The sequence below is a fragment of the Kribbella shirazensis genome (genome assembly GCF_011761605.1).
GTDB classification, from domain to species: domain Bacteria; phylum Actinomycetota; class Actinomycetes; order Propionibacteriales; family Kribbellaceae; genus Kribbella; species Kribbella shirazensis.
On the sequence record NZ_JAASRO010000001.1, the window covers coordinates 617,675 to 639,418 of the forward strand.

Here is a 21,744-nt window from a genome sequence, read left to right on the forward strand (position 1 = left end):
AGGTCGTCATGGCCGTTCTCGGAATCGTCCTCATCGTCCTTGCGGTGTTGTTCGGACTGGGCGTCTCGGTGACGTCGTCCGCGTCCACCACGCTCGAGGTCTTCGGCGTCGACTTCGGCGTCTCCGTACCGACCGTGTACTTCCTCGGCGCGCTCACCGGCGCCGCCCTGGTGGCTGGTCTCTGGCTGCTGAAGAAGGGCCTCGGCCGCGGACTGCGCCGGCGCAAGGAGATGCGCGAGCTGCGTGCGAAGGTCACCGAGGGTGACGGAGCTCCGGAGGTCACCACGGACCGCGACGAGACCCTGGCCGACGAGCGGCCGGCGCTCGGCGAACGGCGTACCGAAGATCCCTCCGAGACCCACCAGCCGCACTGATCAACACCGTTGCCATTGGCATCGACAACTCACTGGAATCCCTGGCGTTGCGGTAAGATCTCGGAAGTCTCACAGCCACCGCACAGCGGTCGCACGGTGATCCGGCGAGTCGGTATCGATGCCTTGTGCAACGACGTCCGCATGGCAGTTAGTTGCCAATGGCATCAAGTTTCGCGAGATCGGCATAACCTCCCCGGTCCGTCCTGTGCATTACTTGTTGTGGCGTCAACGTCGCGCTGAGTCACTGCCGGCGGACCGGCTCGCGCCACGGGGTCCCGACGACCTGACGCCGTGAGATAGCACGACCTCTGGAGGTTGTCTTGATCATCCGAAAGCTGTTCAGCCGCACCGGCGTGGTGGTGCTCGCGATCAGCGTCGCGATCGCCACCGCCATACCGGCCCAGGCCGCGAACCCGGCACCCAAGGATTCGGCGGCACCAGGTGTCACGGTGGGCGTGGCCCAACAGATCGCCACCCGCTCCGACACGCGCTACTGCCTGACGTTCGTCGCGGCCGAGAAGGTCCCGATGGCGGTCATGATGGCGTGCGCCCCCGGTAAGGAGGGCAAGACCCAGGAGTGGATCTACACCGAGACCGGCCAGCTGCAGGTCGCGATGAGCAAGAGCGTCGGTGGCGCCCTTGCCTCGACCGGAGCCTGCCTGGACAGCGGTGCGGACCTGGCCAAGGTGCCGGCCTCCGCGCCACTACTGGTCCTGCCCTGCCGTAGCGGCGACGGGCAGAAGTGGAACTACGACGAGGACAGCGGCACGTTCGTGAACGTGGCCAGTGGCCTCGCCCTGACGTCACTGCTTGGCAAGGGGAAGGCCAAGCAGGCGCAACCGACCGGCAGCATGAGCACCGCCGGCGCGCCGGTCCAGGCCTGGAGCGGTCTCCCGGTCCCGAGCCTGGACATCCTGGGCGCGGTACTGGCCCTCGTGAACGCGCTGCTGGCGTCGCTGGGCCTGGCCCTGCCACTGCCGATCGCAGGCGCGGCCGCCAGCCTGTTGTCGCTGATCAGGCCGCAGGTCCCGATTCCGGCACAGATGACGGTGCTGCCGAAGCAGATGATGCAGCTGGCCCAGAGCTGAGTCGAGGAGGAACTCAAGGCCCCCGAGCCAACGAGAGGACGGCCGGCCCCGACGATGTCGGGGCCGGCCGTTTCTCTGACCTTTCCGGGATACCCGCTGCTTGCGCGTCAGCGGGAGCCCTACGTCGCTACAGCGGTTACCACCAGCACCAGTGGTGGCAGTGATGAAGCAGGCCGTCGAGAAGGCAACCAACTCCATGCAGCAGGTCCATGTCGTTCACCTCCGATCCACTGAACCGGTCGGCAAGACAGTAGCTCCGGAGATCACGGTCTGTATCTATTCCGCTACTGGTTGCCATGAAACCTTGAGCATCCTTTAACTCTTTCGCAACGGATGCCACGGGATCCCCGCTTGACAGTTCACCGTTGGTTGCCTATAGCACCTGACAACGTTCGTCATCGGGTTGGAAAAAAGTCTTCACATAGTCGCCCGGGAGTGCCAATGTTTGACCGGCACTGTCGCCGGACCATCTGGAGCCTCTGATGCGATCACTCTCGCGGTTGACCACCGTCGGCGTCCTCGGCGCCGCGGCCCTCGCCCTGCTCACCGGATGCCTCGGCTCGTCCGACTCCGGCAGCGGCGACCAGGACGCGAACCGGAACGCCGACGCCAAGAAGGTCGAGCTCATCTTCGGTTCGAACTCGGTCAAGGGCGGGAAGAGCAGTGCCGGGGCGACCTTCATCTCCGACGTCCTAATCCCGAAGTTCGTCGCCGAGCAGAAGGGCAAGGGCGTCGACGTCACGGTCAAGTTCCAGGGTGACGGCTCCGACGACGAGGTGTACAAGCAGAAGCTGTCCCTCGACCTGTCGAACAAGTCCGGCCCGGACCTGTTCCAGATCGACGGCATCTGGGTCGGCGAGTTCGCCCAGGCCAACTACATCAAGCCGCTCACCGAGACCGTCGGCGAGGCCGCCAAGGTGGACGACTGGGACGGCTGGCAGCAGATCCCGGAGTCCGTCCAGGCGCTCGGCAGCTACAACGGGAAGCGGTACGGCGTCCCGGGCGGCACCGACGGCCGCGTGCTGTACTTCAACAAGAAGCTGTTCCAGCAGGCCGGCCTACCCGCCGACTGGCAGCCGAAGTCCTGGGACGACATCATCTCCGCAGGTCAGGCGCTGAAGAAGCTGTCCGGAGTGACCCCGATCCAGATCAACGGCGGCACCGCGATGGGTGAGGCGACCACCATGCAGGGCGTGCTGCCACTGCTGGTCGGCACCGGCGCGACAGTCAACGCCGATGGCAAGTGGCTGGGCGACACCCCGCAGCTGCGCCAGGTGCTGGACTTCTACCACCAGGTCTACACGACCGGCCTCGGCGATCCGGTGCTGCAGCGTGAGGCGAAAGGCCGGGACAAGTCGTTCGCAGAGTTCGCCGCGAACAAGATCGGCATCCTGCTGGAGAGCGACTACTTCTGGCGCAGTGTCGTCGAGCCCAAGGAGGGCGTCGCGAAGATGGCCGACCGGGACAGTGCGGTCGGCTGGGCGCTGATTCCAGCTCGGCAGCCGGGGGCCGGCGTCAACGGCCAGGACTTCGTCTCGATGTCGGGCGGCGGCGCGACCGTGATCAACCCGAACACGAAGTTCCCGCAGCAGGCCTGGGAGTTCCTGCAGTTCATGAACTCCGCGGAGATGGTGAAGGAGTCGCTGGCCGGCGCGGCCAAGATCACGCAGCGGTCCGACGTCAACAGCGAAGTACTGAAGAGCGACCCGATGCTGAGCTTCGTCGCGGAGAAGGTGCTGCCGATCACGCAGTACCGTCCGGGCCGCGCGGAGTACCCGAAGGTGTCGGCCGCGCTGCAGCAGGCGACCGCGGACGTGGTCGGCGGCAAGAGCACCGAAGCCGCCGCAACGGCGTACGAGAAGGCCGTCGAGACCGCGGCCGGCGGCAAGGACAAGGTCACGACCAACTGATGACTTCCGCTTCCGCACCCGCGCGGGACGGGTCCCCCGCGCGGGGTCGTGCTCCCGCGCGGGACGTCGCGGGGCTCGGCGTCGGCCGCGCGCTCGGCTTCGTCGCACCTGCTCTGCTGCTGATCAGCGCGTTCCTGATCTTCCCCGCGCTCTGGACCATCTACATCGGCATCACCAACTACCGGCTGACCGGTGTCGAGGCGGTGTCCCCGTCGGTCGTCGGGTTGTCGAACTACACGGCGGCGCTGAACGACGCGCTGTTCCACAACGCGTTGTGGCTGACGCTGCTGTTCGTTCTCGGCTCGGCGATCATCGGGCAGAACATCCTCGGGTTCACGCTGGCCTGGGTGATGCGCCGGACGCGTCCCGCCGTACGCCGTACCGTCGAGGCGGTCGTGCTGCTCGCATGGATCCTGCCGGGGACCGTGGTCGCGTACCTGTGGGTCGCGTTCTACGACCGGGACGGCGGTACCTTGAACGCTCTGCTCGGTACGCCGGGGACCGCGTGGCTGATCGACTACCCGATGGCCTGTCTCGTCGTCTTCAACACGTGGCGCGGTACGGCGTTCTCGATGATGTTGTACTCGTCGGCGTTGCAGGCCGTGCCGCCGTCGCAGCTCGAATCGGCCCGGATGGTCGGGGCGTCGGGCTGGCAGACGCTGCGGGACATCGTGTTCCCGCACATCCGCGGTCACGTGCTGACGAACACGCTGCTCATCTCGCTGTGGACTGCGAACGACTTCTCGCCGTTCCTGCTCACCAAGGGCGGGCCGAACCACGAGTCCGAGACGGTGCCGGTCTACATCTACAACGTGGCGCTGCAGGGCGGTGAGCTCGGGTACTCGTCGGCGATCTCGTTCCTGCTGCTGATCGCCAACCTGCTCGTTTCACTGGTCTATCTGCGGTTGCTTCGGAGGCGGTCATGAGGCCGGGGTACGTGGTGCGGCGGATCGGGTTCTACGTGCTGATCTGCGCGATCACGCTGTTCTTCGCCGTACCCATGCTGTGGATCGCGTCGGCGCCGTTCGATGCGTCTCCCGGTCTGGGGGTGCACTGGCCGGACTGGACGCTGGAGAACTTCCGGAAGACGCTGGACCACCCGTATGCGATGCATTCGATGGTCAACTCGTTGCTGATCTGCGTGACCACGGCGGTGGCTGTGACCGCCTTTGCCGCGTTGGCTTCCTATGCGTTGTCGCGGGTCCGGATTCCGGGGCGGGACGCGTTGCTCTACGGGTTGCTGCTGCTGTCGTCGGTGGTCACCGGTACGGCGGCGATGGTGCCGATCTTCGTCATGATGTTCCAGCTCGGACTGATCGATTCCCGGTTCGGCGTCGCACTCGTGATGACCGGCGGGCTGTTGCCGGCGGCGATCTTCATCCTGAAGGACTTCGTCGACGCGGTGCCGAAGTCGTACGAGGAGTCGGCGCGGGTCTTCGGCGCGTCCACGGGCCAGATCCTGCGTGACGTCGTACTCCCGGTCGCACGGCCCGGACTGGCGACCATCATGGTCTGGGCGTTCGTCAACTCCTGGGGCAACTTCCTGGTGCCCTTCCTGCTCATCCGGTCGATCGACAAGCAGCCCGGTGCGGTGCTGATGCAGACCCTCACCGACGAAGGCGGCAGCGTGAACCTGCAGGTGCTGCCGGTGTTCTCGCTGCTGTTCTCGATCCCGGTCGTCGTGCTGTACCTGCTGGTGAACTCGCGTTACGGGTTCCGCTTCCACGGAGGGATCAAGAGCTGATGGCGGGCATCGACATCGAAGGCCTCGCGACCGTCTACCCGAACGGCGTCCGCGCCGTCGACGGGCTGGACCTGCAGGTGGCCGACGGCGAGTTCTTCGCCCTGCTCGGCCCGTCCGGCTGCGGCAAGACCACACTGCTCCGGACGATCGCAGGCCTGGAGTCCGCGACCGAGGGCACGATCCGGATCGACACTTCGGACGTGACGCGGACGGAGCCTGGCAAGCGCGGCGTGGCGATGGTCTTCCAGGACTACGCACTCTTCCCGCACATGAGCGTCTCCGAGAACATCACCTATCCCTTGAAGGTACGCCGGGTCGCTGCCGCCACTCGGCACGGCGTTGCTGAGCGCACTGCCGGCGAGCTGTCCTTGCAGGGATTGCTGGAACGCAAGCCGGGGCAACTGTCCGGCGGCCAGCAGCAGCGCGTCGCGCTGGCGCGCGCGATCGCCTCCGAGGGCAAGGTCTTGCTGCTCGACGAGCCGCTGTCGAACCTCGACGCGCGGCTCCGGCTCGAGGCGCGCACCTTTCTGAAGAAGCTGCAGCGTGATCTGGGGATCACCACGGTCTTCGTCACGCATGACCAGGCGGAGGCACTCGCCCTCGCCGATCGGATCGCGGTCATGGACTCCGGCAAGCTTCGGCAACTGGGCTCGCCGCGGGAGGTCTTCGCCCGGCCGGCGAACACGTTCGTGGCCAACTTCATCGGGTCCACGCCGATGAACCTCCTGCCGGGCAAGATCGCCGCCGACTTGGACGGGGTTGTCTCGGTCGCCGGCGGCTCGTTGCCGGCAGCAACTTCGTCTGCCGGTCGGGAGGTGGAGGTGACGGTCGGCATTCGGCCCGAGTACCTCACCCTTTCAACCAGCGACGTCACGGGCCCGGCCCTCCACGGTGAGGTCGTCGTCGCCGAGAACCTCGGCACCCAGTCCCTCGTCACCGTCGACTGCGACGGCACCCTCGTCGGCGTCACCGTCCCCGAGGAAACCGAACCGGCCGCCGGCACCTCCGTCTCCCTCACCGCCCCCACCACCCGAGTGCTCCTCTACAACCAATCCACGGGCGAACTCCTCCCCACCGCGTAACTCCCAACCCAACCCACCCGCCGCTTCACCCTCGCCGTCCGCACGACCCGTTTCGCCACCCCCGTCGGCACCACCGGTTGCCGCGTCCCCCCACAACCCGTTCTTCCCGTCCCTGCACCATGCCGCTCACGCGATGCACCCGCAACCTTGCACCCCCGAGATCTGGGAGCTCACCTGATGGCCGTCACGTCGTACCGTCGGCGCTGGACCCTCGACGACCGCGCCGAGTCGGTCTGGCACTCACTGCCCGTCGACATCCCGGCCGACTGCCCCGGACTGCTCGTCACCCTCACCATCCCGCCGGTCGAAGGCGCCGTCATCGACATCGGCTGCGAGGGAGCGGCCGGCTGGCGCGGATGGTCCGGCGGCGCGCGCCGAACGTTCGCGATCACCCCCGACGCCGCCACCCCCGGCTACCTCCCCGGCGAACTCGAACCCGGCACCTGGTGGATCGTCCTCGGCCTCCACCGAGTACCCGTCGAAGGCGTCGAACTCCTCGTCGAAGCAGTCACCGGCCCGGTCACCACGATCCCCGGCCTGACGGAGTACGCCGACGCTTCGGCCGCAATCGCAGTACCGCCGCGGCCACCCCGCCGTACCCTCCCCGCCTCCTCCGGACTGAAGTGGATCGCCGGCGACTTCCACGCGCACTCGCTGCACTCCGACGGCTCCACCCCGGTCGCCAACCTCGCCGCACTGGGTGTCTCGGCCGGCCTCGACGTACTCGCCGTCACCGACCACAACACCGTCGCCCACCACGCCGAACTCCCCGCCCTCGGCAAACGCTTCGGCATCGGCCTCATCCCCGGCCAGGAAGTCACCACCGACACCGGCCACGCCAATGCATTCGGTGAAATCGGCGCCATCGACTTCCGCCGTCCCGCCGCCATCTGGGGCTCCGAAGTCGCCCGGCGCGGCGGCCTGCTCTCGATCAACCACCCGCTCGGCGGCGACTGCTCCTGGCGCCACCCGCTCCCTGAACACCCGCCCCTCGCCGAGATCTGGCACTCCTCGTGGCTGGACCACACATGGGGCGGCCCCATCGCGTGGTGGCAGGCCTGGGGGCTGGAAGGCACCACACCCATCGGCGGCAGCGACTGGCACAACCCCACGTCCCTCACCCCACCCGGCAGCCCCACAACCTGGATCGCCGTCGACGCCTCCGCGGAAGGCCCCGACGAGCTCCCCACAGCCACCCTCGAAGCCCTGGCCGCCGGCCGAACCGCCCTCTCCTGGTCCTACACCGCCCCCGTCCTCGTCCGCGCCGACGACGAACTCATCGCCCTCAACGCCCCCAACACCCTCGTCATCTCCCCCGACGGCACCCGCCACCCCGTCCGCACCCCCCAAACCCACCTCCCCGCCACCCCTGGCCCCCACCTCCTAATAACCCACACCGGCCAACTCCTCTCCACCTGCACCTAACCGCCACCACACCCGCGCCCCCTCCGCCACCAGCAGGCCAGGCGAACCCAGGGCCCCGTGTGCAACCGCCCGCAGCCGTGACCGCGCTAAACAGCCGCCTGCTGACGATGGGCCGTCAACTGGGCGGGCACCAACACCCCCGACAGACCGAGACCGGATGGGCGGGAGCGGGCGGCGCAGGAATCGCGTGGCGTCGAATGATCAGAGCGGCCAGGTGCTCAGTGCGCCGTTCCGGCTGTGTGCGTGGTTAACGGGAGGAATCGCATCGGATGCAACTCTCCGCCTGGTTGCTATGTCGTCCTGATGTGGACAACTACCTGCGTGGATGGCGACTCGGGTGCCGTGGCTGACCACGATGGGTCCCAACGGCGCCTACCCGGCGACGTAGTGGCCCACGGTCAGCATCGCGGCATCACCACAGCGCCCGGATACCAGGGACGGGTCTGGGTACCGGCCACCTACATCGGCAGCAAGGTGAAGGTCTCGCTTCTCTTGCCCTAAGCAAGACTTAGAGCGGCGCGCCGATCATCAGGTGCCCGGACGTTCGTCGGCCGCGGACGCCTGAACGTGCCCGCTTCTCGAGGTTGCTAGCAAGCTCGGTGATCGGCCGCTCAGCGACAGCTCTGGAGATGATCCGATGAACCGCGACGCGAAGCAGAGCCCCGATGCTGGGATGCCCGGTCTGACTGTTCAACGTAAAACCCCTACCGTGGCGTTACACGCCGGGTTGCCCGGAACCCTCGAGATCGACACTTCAACAAACTGCCTGGTAGTCCGCACTCGGATGGGCACTGGTGCCGGCACCGGCCGCATCGTCGACATCGATGTGGCCTGGCCTCCAGGCTGGAGTGTCGCACTCCGTGACGGCAAACCCGCCCTGATTGATGCAACAGGACAGCTGGCCTGCCGGCTCGGCGACGAGATAACCGTCGGTGGAGGCTTCGTAGACACAACCCGGATTGGCGTCGTCTCGTGCGCAGGCCAGGAGCGGATATTCCAAGCATCCGGGCTCACACGCGTTTGAGCGTTCCCTTGTCGACGAGCATGCCCCCGTCACCCTGACCAACACTGCTGATGAACCCAGAGCCAGTGATCCAATCCCCGTTTGCCCAAGGCGGACCGGAATACCGCACACTTCGAATATGCACCGGTAGCCAGTCAAACGGGGCCTCGTCTGTGGCCGGTTGATCGACGATGCTCCAAGCCAGGGTGCCGTCGTTGATCAGCGAGCTTGTGCGGTCGAGTCTGGAGCTAGCTCCAGGCAAGGTGTTAGCTTCTCGTGATGACGAGCTACTCGCCGGCCGAGGCAGCCGCACAATCCGGGTTCAGCATCGATACGTTGCGCTATTACGAGCGCGAAGGCATTCTGCCGCGCATCGAGCGCAGCGCCGGTGGGCGTCGTGTGTACAGCGAAGGCGATCTCTGGATGCTTGGATTCCTGCGTTGCCTGCGGGACACAGGTATGTCGATCGAGCAGCTGCGTCGGTACGGCGAGTTGAGCCGTGATGACACCACAATGCCGGAGCGAGTCGCTTTGCTCGAGGAGCACGCCGCCTCGATCCGGGCGAGGATTGCCGAGCTCGGCGCGGTCCTCACCCGGGTCGAGGAGAAGGCGGACTGGTACCGCGGGGAGCTCCGCCGGACGGAGGACAAGACGTCCTGACCCACTCCGGCGGTGGGGCGGTCCGCCGGTCGGCGCCTAGGCGCCGTCCAGCGCCGCCAGTTCCTCCTCGGTGAGGACGGTGGACGCGCCCACCACGGCCTCCTCGACCTGTTCGACGCTGCTGACTCCGACGATCGGGGTCAGCGCCGGGCTCCCGGAGGCCAGCCACGCGAGCACCACCTGACCCGGGCGGAGTCCGCGCGCAGTGGCGACGCGGTTCAGCGCCGCCAGCCGTCGTTCGGTGCCGGGGTGGCGGTACTCGGTCTCGAGTGGGCGGTCGTTGCGGTCGTATCGGCCCTGGAGGGTGGCGGTGTAGACCCAGCCGTCGAACGACGGGTTGCGGCGCAGGAAGTCCAGGCCGTCCGGTGACAGCATTCCCAGCGGGATCGGCTGGCCTTCCACGGCCATGCCGCCGGCGGGCTGGAGGTAGGAGTAGCGCTCCTGGTAAGCGACTGGCTGCGGGTGGCCGACGCGTTCGGCGGTGGCCCGGATCCGCTCGACCAGCCAGGACGGGTGGTTCGAAAGACCCCAGCGAGCGGTCAGGCCGTCACGGACCAAGCCGCCGAACGTCTCGACCAGGTCCTCCACCGGAACGGTCGGGTCTTCGACGTGCGCCCAGTACAGGTCCACACTGTCCACGCCCAGCCGCTCCAAGCTCTGTGCCATGGCTCCGCGCACGACGTCCTCGCGCAGTCCTTCAAGGTGGTCGGGGAATCCGCCGACCCGCGTGGGCTGGGCACCGACCTTGGTACTGAGGCGGACGCGGACCCCGGAGTTGGACGCCAGCCAGCGGCCCAGCAGCGCCTCGCTCTGGCCGCCGAAGCCGGTCTCGGAGGTCCAGAAGCTGTAGTTGTCGGAGGTGTCGATGAAGGCCCCGCCCAGTTCGGCGTATCGGTCGAGGATCGAGAAGGCGGTCCGTTCGTCCACCCTGGTGCCGAAGTACATCGCCCCGAGGGCCATCGTGGGTGTGTTCATGGCACAAGCCTCGCTGCTGGAGCGGACTCCAGGTCAAGCCGCCAGTTGCTCCGGTGTATGGCTCGCATGGCTTGATGTTCGCGGCTCGGCTAGCGCGCGATGGTTGACCGTGGGTGCGGCTGAGCACGTGGCTGACGGCAGCCGCTGAGGTGTATCCGATGGTCCAGACGCCGCAAGACGTAGCCGCCGGGGGAATACCGCACACTTCGAATACACGCGGGTTGCCAGTCAGGTGGTTGGTTGTTGGGGTGGGGTGTCTAATTGGTCCAGGAGCCAGCGGGGGCCGGTGGTTGTGGCGCCGGTGGGTTCTACTCGTTGGCGGAGGCCGCGGTCTGCGGTGACGACCGTGACCGCCGGATGATGTGGCTGGGCAACAACTTCTGCTGCCACGCTCGCAATCGTGTCGTCACCAGAACCTGACGCCAGCACCACCCGAACACGACCGGTATCAGGTGCATCGTCCCCGGACACAGCCCGGCAAGCCGCCCCCTCCAGGACCACGATCACGTCCGTGTCAGGCAGCTGTTCCTGCAACGCAGTAATCCGAACGAGCAACCGCCGCGCAGCCCCCACCCGATCCCGCCACCAACCGTCCGGCCGCGACCCGACCACGTTCGCAGCATCAACCACGACCACCCGACTCCGCCCACCATCCACCACCCCAGTCTGCCCTTCCCAGGCACTCATGCCGGGCATGCCGACCCGGATCACTCCCATCCACTCGTCCTCAACTCGCACACGACGACCCACTCGTACTCGCAAATCGCCTCGAACGCGGCCAAACGATCGGCGTACTGAAACGACGACGCCGGTGGAGCGCCCGGCCGTCCGCCGGGCGGTACACCGCGCGGTCCACCGAGCCGTACGCCGCACCGCCCACCCGGCCGCACGCCCGCACGCCACCCGGCCGCACGCCCGCCGGCTGTACACCCCGCACGCCCGCACGCCCGCCGGCTGTACACCCCGCACGCCCGCACGCCCGCCGGCTGTACACCCCGCACGCCCGCACGCCCGCCGGTTGTACACCCGCCCAGCCGCATGCCCGCACGCCGGCCGGCGTGCACAGCCCGCCCGACCGCACGCCCCGCCCGGCTGTACGTCCTAGCCCGGCTACACCCCGCCTGGCTACACCCCCGCCTGCCTGCTCGCCCGGGGGTCGTACGCCGAGCCGTACGCACCGGGCGGTAGACGGTCCGGAACGACGGCGCGCCGCCTGCGTGCTGAGCACGGCGGGCGGGGCCAGGTCCATCCGTTCACTGCCGCTGTCCTGACGTCGGTCGGGCACATCGCAGCGACGTGCGGTGGATGTTCGCTCGAGTCAGTCGAGGAGCCAGCCGTTTTCTTCGGCTATTTGGATTGCGTCGGAGCGGGTGTGGGCGCCGGTTTTGCCGATGGCTGACCAGAGGCGGGTGCGTACGACGCGCTCGGAGACGTCGAGCTTCTGCGCCATCAGCGCGACCGACCCGCCGTCACGGGCGGCGCGGAGCGTGTCTGTCTCGTCAGCGTTCAGCGGGGTCTCGGAGTACTGGAGGTTCTCCGCCGCGAGGTTCGCGTCGACTACACGGAGGCCCAGGTGCACCCGCCGTACCGCGTCGGCGAGCTGCGGCGCCGGGCTGCCTTTCAATGCGAACCCCTTCGCCCCGGCGTCGAGGCCGCGCCGCAGGTGCACCGGGCGGCCGTACGTCGTGAGCATCACGACCCGGCACTCCGGTATCGACGTACGCAGACTCGTGGTGACCGTGATGCTGTCGTCCCCCGGACCGGCCGCGTCGACCAGGGCCACGTTCGCACGATGACGCTTCGCCGCGCCGACCACGTCATCGGAACGGTTGAGCTCGGCAACGATCTCCAGATCGCGCTCCCGCTCCAGACCGCTACGGAGCAAACCTCGGCTGAGGATCTGGTCGTCGACCAGCAACAGCCGAATCCGGTCGGGCAAGCGAGCCTCCGAGGTAACCGTCCGGGCGCCGGGGAAGTACGTCCGGGAAGATGAGCTGTACTCGGTTCCCGATGATGGAGCGGTCTGCCGTACGTCGTCCACATCAACGCGGCATCTCTATCAGATTGCGACCAGATCGCGACCCGAGCAGAACCGGCGCCGGCGGTCGTTGACGATGCGGGATCAGACAGGGCCGGCGCGGGCAATCGAGGTCATCGTCGGCTGAGTGAACCTGAGGTCGAGTTGGAGCGACACCTGCACCGTTACTGCGGTGGAAGTGACTTGGCATGCGGTGAGCTGAACCTTGTTGAGTGCGGCCGTGCGTGCTGCGGTCTCACAGGGTGTCTTCGGAGGCGTGATCGCGGCATGCGGTTCGTCGGGGTCGACGTACTGGCTGGCGGTCAGGGATTGCGCGGCGCTTAGAGCGGTCAGGTCGGCGGCGGCGGTGAGTCTGTGGCGGGCGGTGGAGACTGCCGACCACAGCGTGGCTGCGACGAGAGCTGTGAAGAGGAGTACTGCGGCGAAGAGGACGTGGAGTGTGGCGCCGCCTCTCTCGGAGCGGGTCATGGTGCGTCCGGTTCGGCTTGGAGGGTGGCGGTTGCCGTTATGTGGGTGGGAGTGACGAGGGTTAGGAGGGGCGGCTTGTGGGTGGGCGCGGCCGTGACGGTTACGTGGATGTCTGAGGTGTCTCGGGTGATGGAGATGGTGCCGTTCGGGACGGTGCGGCGGCCGATTGCTTTTGCTTGATCGGCTGGTTCGCCGCGGGCTACTGCGCGGGCCACGTCGCGGGCGGCGTCGATGCAGCGGATGTTCAGGACCACGAGACCGATGGACCAGATCCCCAACAACAGCAGCAAAACCAGCACCGGAAGGGCGAGCGCCAGCTCAGCCGTCACCGCCCCACGCTCTCCACGCCCAACCAGTCTCCGGCCAACACCGCATTCGCTCCGGCGGCTCCGGGCTGCGTGGTCGCGACGATCTCTGTGAGCGGTGTGGTTGGTGGTCTCGGCCTCGTTTGCGCGGGCGGTGGGGGTTGGGTGGTCGCGGGGGCCGAGGACGGCTGTGCTTGTGGTTGTCGGTGGGGCGGCAGTTGACGTGGAGTGGTGAGGCATGGGGCTCCTTGGGGTGGCGACCGGCCGGGGAGGGGGGCACCGACCGGTCGCCGGATTTGGGGGCAGAGCCAAGTTGGGCCGGGGTCCCCCGGGGAAGCGCGGGTTTTCCCCGGGGGTCTGGGTTCGGCAGGTGGGTTCGCCAGGTGGGTTGGGCGGCCGGTTTCGGCAGCCGGGTTGGGCGGTCGGGCTGGGCGGTCAGGCTGGGGTGTCTGCGTGGGGTTACAGGTGGACGCCTTCTACGCCAGCCATCTTCAGGCCGTAGTTGATGATCGATTTGAGGGCGTTTTGCATTGCTGGGGATTTCAGGAGGGAGACCAGTAGGCCGCCGATTGCGCAGGCGCCGACGATGGTGATGGCGTACTCGGCGGTTGCGGCACCGCGTTCCGTGCGGGTGCGGAGGTGGGAGAGCGCGCGGTTGGTGGGGGCGTGGCGGTGGGTGGTGGCTCTGGTGGGGGCCTGGCGGCGGGCGGGCGCGGATGCGATGTGGGGATTGGCGATCAATGGGTGGCCGTCGTTCGGTGCGGCGGTGTCGGGGTGGCTCGGGTCCGGGGCGGTGTGCTCGGGTGCGCGGTCGGAGTTGTTGGCGGGTTTGTGGTTGTGCGGGTTGGCGGCATTTGCGGAGTGCGTTGAGGGTGGGTTTGTGGGGTGGTTGCTGGTGGCTGTTGCTGCCTGGGGCATTGGGGCCTCCTGCGGGGTGTGGCTTGGGCGTTCGGGGCGGTTGTTGACAAGGTGCCGTTGTTGGATGGGCTTTTTCTTAAGGACTTTTGGGCTGTGGATAGTTCGGTGATCAGGGGTGGAGGAGGAACGGGATCAGGGAGTCGGCGATTGTGGGGACGATCGAGAGGAGGACGAAGGCGGGGAGGAAGCAGAGGCCTAGTGGGAGGGCGGCGCGGGATTCTGCGGCGCGGGCGTGTTGGTCGGCGGTGTGGTGATGGGCGCGGCGGGTTTCGTCGGCTAGGTGTTCGAGGGTTTTGGAGAGTGGGGCGCCGGAGCGGAGGGAGCGGGTGATGGCTCGGGCCATGGGGACGCAGGGCGGTTCTGTGCGTAGGTGTGCCCAGGCGGTGGCTGGGTCGGTTCCCAGGGCTAGGTGATGGGCGATCTTGGTGAAGATGTCCGCGAGGGGGCCGGGGAGGGCGTCGGCTACCAGGGTCAGGGCATGTTGGGGTGGGCGGCCGGCTCGGAGGCAGGCGGTCAGTAGGTCGATCGCCAGGGGGAGGTCGCGGGCTATTCGGGCGTTGCGTTGTTTGGTGGCGGCTGGTTCGAGGCGGGAGATCGCTCGGGGGATTGCGTAGTACGCGACGGCGGCGGGGATCAGGCCCCAGGGGAAGCCGATGAGGAGGAGTGCGGCTAGGGCTGCGCCGGTTGCGGCTAGGCGGTGGGCGCGTGGGGGTTGGGGGCGGGTGCGAGGTCTTGGAGGAGTCAGGCGGCGGAGGTCGGGCCTTGGGGGAATCAGGAGATAGGTGCTGAGGGCAACGGCTGTGACGGCGGTCAAGGCGTATGGCATGCGAGATCTCGTGAGGTGCGGGGTGCGGGGGTGCGGGGGTGCTGAGAGCGGGATGGGTGGGGTCAGGGTGGGGGGTTTGAGAGGCGGGTTGTCCAGTGGAGGCCTAGGGCGGTTAGGGCTAGGCCTGTGGTTAGGCAGAGCCAGCCGGGTGGGGTGGCGGTTAGGAAGGTGAGGGGGTCGGCTCCTAGTGCGTAGCCGAGGGCTATGCCTAGGGCGGGGAGGGTGGCGAGGATTCGGGCGGTGGAGCGGGCGCCTGCGAGGCTCGATTCCGTTTGGCGGCGGATGGCTTCGTCGGCTCGGAGGGCGTTGGCGAGGCGTTCGGTGAGGGTTGCGAAGGCGGCGCCGGATTCTTCGGTGACGCGCCACGCTGCGGCAAGGGCTCGGAGGCTGGTTGCGCCTGGGGTTGTGGCGGCTCGGGTCAGGGCGGCGGGGACGTCGGCGCCGAGTTTGGCTGCTGCGTGGACGGGTTCGAAGTCGGGGCTGATGGAGGCGGCGCCTTCCAGGGCGGTGATGGGTGGGCGGCCGGCGGTGAGGTCTGCGGCGAGTACGTCCAGGGCTTCGATGATGTTTGTGCGGCGGGTTGTTGCGGTCTTTTGCTGGTGGTGGAGGGCTCGTTGGTTGGCGATGAGGGCCAGGACGGTGGTGATTGCGAGGGTTGAGACGAGGGCTTGGATGCCGAACAGGGCGGTGGCTGTGGCGGTGGGTGGGATCAGGAGCCATGCGCGGCGGAGTCGGGGGCGGAGGTGTCGGTGGGTGGGTTGGGGGCGAGGGGTCGGGGTGGGCTGGATGCCAGCCTGTTGCTGGGTGGTCAGTTGCTGGGTGGTCAGTTGCTGGGTGGTCAGTTGCTGGGTGGGCAGTTGCGGGTGCGGGCGTTGGGGGTGTCGGGTGGTGTGGGGTGCCAGGCGGTGGAGGCCTGGTGAGCGGGGGCGGAGGGCGAGGGTGCAGGCGAGGGCGGTCAGGAGTGCGGCGGCGAAGGCTGAACTCATGCGGCACCCGCGGTAGGTGACGGTGTGGTCGCAGGCGAGACCAGATGGGGTGCAGGGGCGTTGACACCCGGGGGTTGGGCGGGTGTGGGCTGGGTGGTCGGCGGCACAGTTCCGATCGGGGCGGGTGAGTTCGGTGTGGGTGGGATGGTGGTGAAGCGGTGGGCGGGGGGATGGACGGTGAGGGTGTTGTTGGGGTGGAAGGTGACGGCGGGGTGGGTGGTTAGGGGGCCGTTCGGGGGTTTGGTGAGGGTGTGGATCTCGGCTATTCGGCGGTGGCCGGTGGGGGTCCGGGTCAGGTGGATTACTGCGTGGAGGGCTGAGGCTGCTTGGCTGTGGATCGCTGTTGGGGAGAGGCCAGCTAGGGCACCCAGGGCTTCCAGGCGGGCGGGAATGTCGGAGGCGGAGTTGGCGTGGATGGTGCCGCAGCCGCCTTCGTGGCCTGTGTTGAGGGCGGTCAGGAGGTCTACTACTTCCGCGCCCCGGACCTCGCCTACTACCAAGCGGTCGGGGCGCATGCGGAGGGCTTGGCGGACCAGATCGCGGAGGGAGATCTCGCCGGCGCCTTCGACGTTGGGTGGGCGGGCTTCCAGGCGGACCACGTGGGGATGGTCGGGGCGGAGTTCGTTGGCGTCTTCGACCAGGACCAGGCGCTCGGCGGGGTTCGTCATGGACAGCAGGGAATTGAGCAGGGTGGTCTTGCCGGTGCCTGTACCGCCGCTGATCAGGAAGGCCACGCGGGAGTCGAGGAGGTCGTGCATGATCGCGGCGCCGGCTTCGGGTAGGGATCCGGCCGCGATGAGGTCGTCGAGCGTGAAGACTTTGCGGGACGGGACGCGGAGGGACAAGCAGGTGCCCGGGGCGGCGATCGGGGCGAGGACGGCGTGGAAGCGGGTGCCGTCCGAGAGGCGTACGTCGACGTACGGGGTGGAGTCGTCGAGGCGGCGGCCTGCTGCTGCGGCGAGGCGGGTGGCCAGTCGGCGGATGGCTTGTTCGTCGCCGGTGCGGATGGCGACGAACTCGAGGCCGCGGCCTCGGTCGATGTAGACCTCGTCGGGGCCGTTGACCAGGATGTCGGTGACGCCTGGTTCGGCGAGGAGGCTGTCGAGTGGGCCTGCGCCGAGGGCTTCGCGGCGGAGGGCGGTAACGACCGCGAGGACCATCGCGTCGCCGCAGACGGTGCCGTCGGCGCGGAGTGCTGCCGCGACGTGGGCCGGTGTCGGCTCGGCGCCGGTGAGTGCGAGGGTGCCACGGACGCGGTCGAGCAGGTCGGGTGGCACGGCGGTAGTGGTCATGCGAGCTCCGGGTGATGTCGGTCGCAGCGGTTCAGAAGGGTGACGGGGCGGCGTCGGGATGGTCACGGTCGAAGAGGTTGAGGATGTTGGTGGCGGCTCGGGTCAGAGGGCTTCGGCGGGTGGGAGCGAAGCGGCCTTCGTCCATGGCTGTCGGGAGTTTGGGGTCCAGACCGAGTTTTGTTGCTAGGGGCAAGGAGAGATGGGACGCGACATCGGTGGGTGCGAGGCCGGGGCGGGATTCGCGGGCTACCAGGCGCACGTCGCCGGCGACGGACCTGAGTGGGCCGGAGAGGCGTTTGGCGGCAGCAACCGAGCGGACGTCGCAGGGGACGACCAGGAGCGTCGCGGTCGAACGGATGAAGCCTTCTTCAACCGTGGGATCGGCGCGGCGGGGTAGGTCCAGGACGACCAGGTCGGCGCTGCGTTGCGCCGCACCGATGACCGAGCTCATGGTGTCCGGCGGCAGGACCGTGACGTCGGACTGGTCCCAGGACAGGACCGCCAGGCCGTCGACCGATGGCAAGGCGGAGCGGAGCGCGGCGGCACTGACGCGGCCCGACGCGTTCAGGAGCTTCGGCCAGCGGTCGCCCGGATCGCGTTCGATGCCGAGGGCAAGCTCGATCCCGCCACCGAGTGGGTCACCGTCGATGAGCATCGTCCGGAACCCTCGGCGATTGCCGAGCACGGCGACCGCGGCGGCGAGCGTGGTCGATCCCGCTCCCCCGCAGCCGCCGACGAAGGCCAGCGTCACCGCGGCACGATCGGCGCCGTCCAGCGCGTCCGCCAGTTTGCCGGCGAGCAGCGGCTCCTCGTCGGGCAAGCGGCAGACAACGTCAGCGCCGATGTCGAAAGCACAGCGATAGAGGTCGTCGCCGTCCACGGCCGATCCGACCACCACGACTCCGGGACGATGCGCGGGCTGGGCGCGCGCCAACGGCTCGGCCAGGTCACGGCCGACGACCACCAGCGAACACGCATGCCAGTTGCGCCGCAGGCCGTGCAGGTCGGGCTCGACGTGCGGCGTGACGGACGCGGCGGCGGCCAGCCGCAGCAGATCGTCGAGCAAGCCCTCGTTGGTAGTTGCCATGAGCACTGATGGGGTCGGTGAGTTCGTGTCCATACCTAGAACATGCCGTTGTTCGGTCGTTCCCGGACACACCGGAAGATCCCTGTGGACAAAGGGCTGTCGGGTTTCCGTCAGCAGCGGGAACCCGCCACGACGAGCCCGCGACCCAGCCGCCGGGAACAGTTACCGTTCCTTTCGAAGCGTCTTTAACTAAATTTCACCGGACCGCTTCCGCCCCATCGCTCCGGAGGAAACCTGATGAGTCGATTGCGCATGCTCGCCGCCACGGCCACCGTCGCGGTCACTGCCCTGATCACCGCCGCCGGCGTCTCGCTCGCGAGCCCGGACGCCACCGCGGCCGACACTGCCACCGCGGCGCCACAGGCGACCAGCGGCGGCGTCAAGACGGCGTACTTCACCCAATGGGGGATCTACGCCAACGCCTTCTACCCGAAGAACCTGGTCACCACCGGCGCCGGCGCGAAGCTGGACTTCCTGAACTACGCCTTCGCCAACATCCACCCGACCGACCACACCTGCTTCATGGCCAACAAGGCCGCGTCGCAGGACGAGAACAACCCGAACGCCGGCGACGGCGCCGGTGACGCGTTCGCCGACTACGGCAAGTCGTACGGCGCCGACATCAGCGTCGACGGCGTCGGCGACGTCTGGAACCAGCCGATCCAGGGCAACTTCAACCAGCTCAAGAAGCTCAAGGCGAAGTACCCGAACCTGAAGATCCTGATCTCGATCGGCGGCTGGACGTACTCGAAGTACTTCTCCGACGCCGCGGCCACCGATGCCAAGCGCAAGGCCTTCGTCAGCTCCTGCGTGAACATGTTCCTCAAGGGCGACCTGCCGGTGATCGACGGCTTCGGCGGTCCCGGTTCGGCGGCCGGCATCTTCGACGGTATCGACATCGACTGGGAGTACCCGGGCTCGCCGAACGGTCATGTCGGCAACCACTACAGCCCCGCCGACAAGCAGAACTTCACACTGCTGCTGGCCGAGCTCCGCGCACAGCTGGACGCCTACGGCGGCCAGACCGGCAAGAGGTACTACCTGACCGCGGCCACCCCGGCCGGCCAGGACAAGATCGCCACGATCGAGACCGACAAGATCGGGCAGTACCTCGACTACAACAACGTGATGACGTACGACATGCACGGCGGCTGGGAGGCCACCGGGCCGACGAACTTCCAGGACCCGCTCTACACAGCACCGAACGATCCGAGCGACCCGATCCCACCGGGTCAGGCCAAGTACTCGGTCGACTCCGCGGTGAAGGCGTGGACCGTGGGCGACCCGGCGTACGGCATCCCCGGCGGGTTCCCGGCGAACAAGCTGACCATCGGATACCCCTTCTACTACAGGGGATGGAAGGGCGTACCGGCCACCGATAATGGGAAGTACCAGCCGGCGACCGGCCCGGCTGACGGACATGCGCTGAGTGGCAACGTGCCGGGAGTGTCGTTCTACAAGGAGCTCACCGGCTTCGTCGACAACCCGTCGGCGACGTTCTTCGACGACACCACGAAGTCGTCGTGGTTCTACAGCAACGGCACGTTCTGGTCCGGTGACAACGCCCAGTCGATCAAGGCGAAGGCCGACTACCAGCACTGCAACGGGCTGGCCGGCGCGATGATGTACTCGCTCGAGGCGCTGGACCCGAACGTCACCCTCTTCAACAACGTGGTCGACGCGGTCAACGCCGACACCGCCGGCTGCAGCGGCCCACCCACCACGCCGCCGACCACACCACCGACGACGCCTCCCACGACGCCGCCGACCACACCGCCCACAACACCGCCCACAACACCGCCCACGACTCCCCCGACCACTCCGCCGGGCACGGCCACCCCGTGGGCGCCGAACACGGCGTACGCGACAGGTGCGCTCGTGACCTACGACGGCGTCACCTACAAGTGCATCCAGGGCCACACGTCCCTGACCGGCTGGGAGCCCCCGAACGTCCCCGCACTCTGGGGCCGGGTCTGATCACGTACCGCCCACTGATCGGAGCATCATGAAACGCATCACTCTGGCCATAGCGGCCGTTACCGCGGTCGTCATCACGCTGCTGACCGCACAGGCAGCCAGCGCGGCAGGAGTTACTGCCACCTTCACCAAAGTGTCCGACTGGGGCAGTGGCTTCGAGGGGAAGGTGACGGTCACGAACGGCACCACCAGCTCCCTCAGCACCTGGTCGGTCGCGCTGGACTTCCCGTCCGGCTACACCGTCAGCACCACCTGGGACGCCAACCACACCAGCAGCGGACAGACGCACACCTTCACCCCGCCGAGCTGGGCGGGGCCGCTGGCGCCTGGCGCCACCGCGACCTTCGGCTTCAACGGCACGCCGGGCAACTTCTCCGGCCTCGCCGCGTGCCGTTTGAACGGCGGCTCCTGCTCAGGTGGCGGTGGCGGCACAGTCCCCGCTGCACCCACAGGCCTCTCCGGTACGTCGTCTGCGTCGTCCGTGAGCCTCACGTGGTCGGCCGCGTCCGGTGCGACCAGCTACAACGTCTACCGGAACGGCACGAAGGTCGGCAGCCCGACGGGTACGTCGTACACGGACTCCGGACTGACTGCGAACACGTCGTACAGCTACCAGGTCAGCGCGTCGAACAGCGCCGGTGAGGGCCCGAAGAGCGGCAGCATCTCCGTCAAGACAGGTACCGGTGGCGGGAACACCGGCACCAAGCAGGCTGCGCCGTACCTCTACATGGGCTGGGGCGACCCGCCGAACCCCGCGACCGTGATGAACGCGACGGGCATCAAGTGGTTCACCATGGCCTTCATCCTGTCGTCCGGTGGCTGCAACCCGGCCTGGGACGGCAGCCGCCCGCTGCAGGGCAGCGCCGACGCCAACGCGATCGCCCAGATCCGCGCGGCCGGCGGCGACATCGTGCCGTCGATCGGAGGCTGGAGCGGTAACAAGCTCGGCCCGAACTGCAGTACGCCGGAAGCACTCGCCGGCGCGTACCAGCAGGTGATCAACGCGTACAACCTGAAGGCGATCGACGTCGACATCGAGAACTCCGACGAGTTCGAGAACGAGGTCGTCCAGGACCGGATCCTGAACGCGCTGAAGATCGTCAAGCAGAACAACCCCGGCATCCAGACGATCCTGACCTTCGGCACCACGACGACCGGCCCGAACTTCTGGGGCAACCGCCTCATCGACCGGTCGAAGGCGCTGGGCGCCAACATCGACGTCTTCACGCTGATGCCGTTCGACTTCGGCAGCTCGAACATCTACAACGACACGGTCGCCGCGTCCCAGGGCCTGAACAACAAGCTGAAGGCCACCTTCGGCTGGTCCACCGCGGAGGCGTACGCGCACCAGGGCATCTCCGGGATGAACGGTCTGTCCGACCAGCAGGAGATGACCACCACCGCGACCTGGCAGAACATCACCAACTGGGCGAAGAGCAACGGGCTCAGCCGGCTGGCGTTCTGGTCGGTCAACCGCGACCGCGGCTGCCCCGGCGGCGGCGTGGTGTCCAACTGCAGCGGCATCGCTCAGGGCGACTGGGACTTCACGCGGATCACCGCGGGGTTCTGAACGGCGGGGTTCTGAA

General features: G+C 67.9%; 21 protein-coding genes. 11 read left to right on the forward strand and 10 right to left on the reverse strand.

All coding sequences use genetic code 11. The annotated features are described in order from the left end of the window. Positions 1-8 precede the first annotated feature (8 nt). The 9 genes from BJY22_RS02920 to BJY22_RS02960 all read left to right on the forward strand — a co-directional run bounded on the left by BJY22_RS02920 (position 9) and on the right by BJY22_RS02960 (position 9,286). Positions 9-374: a hypothetical protein gene (locus BJY22_RS02920; RefSeq protein ID WP_238350278.1), complete on the forward strand. Its 366-nt coding sequence runs from the start codon at positions 9-11 to the stop codon at positions 372-374. A gap of 320 nt (positions 375-694) precedes the next feature. After that, the gene (locus BJY22_RS02925) at positions 695-1,462 is read left to right on the forward strand and encodes a ricin-type beta-trefoil lectin domain protein (protein ID WP_167203624.1); all 768 of its coding nucleotides are present in this window, start codon (positions 695-697) and stop codon (positions 1,460-1,462) included. A 482-nt stretch (positions 1,463-1,944) separates the two neighbouring features. Beyond that, entirely contained in the window at positions 1,945-3,372 is a 1,428-nt protein-coding gene (locus tag BJY22_RS02930; protein ID WP_167203625.1) for an extracellular solute-binding protein, read from the forward strand. Next, positions 3,372-4,298, forward strand: coding sequence for a carbohydrate ABC transporter permease (locus tag BJY22_RS02935; RefSeq protein ID WP_167203626.1), 927 nt, complete (start codon positions 3,372-3,374; stop codon positions 4,296-4,298). Before BJY22_RS02930 ends, BJY22_RS02935 begins: the two co-directional genes overlap by 1 nt. Next, a complete protein-coding gene (locus tag BJY22_RS02940; RefSeq protein ID WP_167203627.1) occupies positions 4,295-5,116 on the forward strand; it encodes a carbohydrate ABC transporter permease in 822 nt (273 codons plus the stop codon). Before BJY22_RS02935 ends, BJY22_RS02940 begins: the two co-directional genes overlap by 4 nt. Next, positions 5,116-6,198 carry an ABC transporter ATP-binding protein gene (locus BJY22_RS02945; protein WP_167203628.1) on the forward strand — a complete coding sequence of 361 codons (1,083 nt, stop codon included), beginning with the start codon at positions 5,116-5,118 and terminating at the stop codon, positions 6,196-6,198. The genes BJY22_RS02940 and BJY22_RS02945 overlap by 1 nt, the downstream gene beginning before the upstream one ends. A 177-nt stretch (positions 6,199-6,375) precedes the next feature. Beyond that, the gene (locus tag BJY22_RS02950) at positions 6,376-7,623 is read left to right on the forward strand and encodes a CehA/McbA family metallohydrolase (RefSeq protein ID WP_167203629.1); all 1,248 of its coding nucleotides are present in this window, start codon (positions 6,376-6,378) and stop codon (positions 7,621-7,623) included. A 637-nt stretch (positions 7,624-8,260) separates the two neighbouring features. Beyond that, the gene (locus BJY22_RS02955; protein ID WP_167203630.1) at positions 8,261-8,647 is read left to right on the forward strand and encodes a hypothetical protein; all 387 of its coding nucleotides are present in this window, start codon (positions 8,261-8,263) and stop codon (positions 8,645-8,647) included. Between the two features lie 258 nt (positions 8,648-8,905). Next, a complete protein-coding gene (locus tag BJY22_RS02960; RefSeq protein WP_167203631.1) occupies positions 8,906-9,286 on the forward strand; it encodes a MerR family transcriptional regulator in 381 nt (126 codons plus the stop codon). A 36-nt stretch (positions 9,287-9,322) separates the two neighbouring features. Here the strand turns inward: BJY22_RS02960 and BJY22_RS02965 are convergent, their stop codons facing one another. The 10 genes from BJY22_RS02965 to ssd all read right to left on the reverse strand — a co-directional run bounded on the left by BJY22_RS02965 (position 9,323) and on the right by ssd (position 18,181). Then, positions 9,323-10,261: an aldo/keto reductase gene (locus tag BJY22_RS02965; protein ID WP_167203632.1), complete on the reverse strand. Its 939-nt coding sequence runs from the start codon at positions 10,259-10,261 to the stop codon at positions 9,323-9,325. Between the two features lie 228 nt (positions 10,262-10,489). Continuing rightward, the gene (locus tag BJY22_RS02970) at positions 10,490-10,978 is read right to left on the reverse strand and encodes an NYN domain-containing protein (RefSeq protein ID WP_337758093.1); all 489 of its coding nucleotides are present in this window, start codon (positions 10,976-10,978) and stop codon (positions 10,490-10,492) included. Positions 10,979-11,579: 601 nt separating this feature from the next. Next, positions 11,580-12,200: a response regulator transcription factor gene (locus BJY22_RS02975; RefSeq protein WP_167203633.1), complete on the reverse strand. Its 621-nt coding sequence runs from the start codon at positions 12,198-12,200 to the stop codon at positions 11,580-11,582. Between the two features lie 183 nt (positions 12,201-12,383). Continuing rightward, positions 12,384-12,767 (reverse strand): Rv3654c family TadE-like protein, encoded by a 384-nt coding sequence (locus tag BJY22_RS02980; RefSeq protein WP_167203634.1) that lies wholly within the window; start codon positions 12,765-12,767, stop codon positions 12,384-12,386. Beyond that, the gene (locus BJY22_RS42825) at positions 12,764-13,096 is read right to left on the reverse strand and encodes a TadE family type IV pilus minor pilin (RefSeq protein WP_167203635.1); all 333 of its coding nucleotides are present in this window, start codon (positions 13,094-13,096) and stop codon (positions 12,764-12,766) included. Before BJY22_RS42825 ends, BJY22_RS02980 begins: the two co-directional genes overlap by 4 nt. A 435-nt stretch (positions 13,097-13,531) precedes the next feature. Next, positions 13,532-13,990 (reverse strand): DUF4244 domain-containing protein, encoded by a 459-nt coding sequence (locus BJY22_RS02990; protein ID WP_167203636.1) that lies wholly within the window; start codon positions 13,988-13,990, stop codon positions 13,532-13,534. Between the two features lie 109 nt (positions 13,991-14,099). Then, complete coding sequence (locus tag BJY22_RS40935) at positions 14,100-14,816, reverse strand: type II secretion system F family protein (protein WP_202890971.1); 717 nt, start codon at positions 14,814-14,816, stop codon at positions 14,100-14,102. A 62-nt stretch (positions 14,817-14,878) separates the two neighbouring features. After that, entirely contained in the window at positions 14,879-15,802 is a 924-nt protein-coding gene (locus BJY22_RS03000; RefSeq protein ID WP_202890972.1) for a type II secretion system F family protein, read from the reverse strand. Next, positions 15,799-17,094, reverse strand: a complete 1,296-nt coding sequence (locus BJY22_RS03005) for a TadA family conjugal transfer-associated ATPase (RefSeq protein ID WP_167203637.1) — start codon at positions 17,092-17,094, stop codon at positions 15,799-15,801. The genes BJY22_RS03000 and BJY22_RS03005 overlap by 4 nt, the downstream gene beginning before the upstream one ends. Before the next feature lie 31 nt (positions 17,095-17,125). Then, positions 17,126-18,181: a septum site-determining protein Ssd gene (ssd, locus tag BJY22_RS03010; RefSeq protein WP_238350280.1), complete on the reverse strand. Its 1,056-nt coding sequence runs from the start codon at positions 18,179-18,181 to the stop codon at positions 17,126-17,128. A 237-nt stretch (positions 18,182-18,418) separates the two neighbouring features. Between ssd and BJY22_RS03015 the strand changes: the two genes are divergently transcribed. Further along, entirely contained in the window at positions 18,419-20,158 is a 1,740-nt protein-coding gene (locus BJY22_RS03015) for a glycosyl hydrolase family 18 protein (protein ID WP_167203639.1), read from the forward strand. A 28-nt stretch (positions 20,159-20,186) separates the two neighbouring features. Beyond that, complete coding sequence (locus tag BJY22_RS03020; protein WP_167203640.1) at positions 20,187-21,728, forward strand: cellulose binding domain-containing protein; 1,542 nt, start codon at positions 20,187-20,189, stop codon at positions 21,726-21,728. The last annotated feature ends 16 nt before the right edge of the window (positions 21,729-21,744 follow it).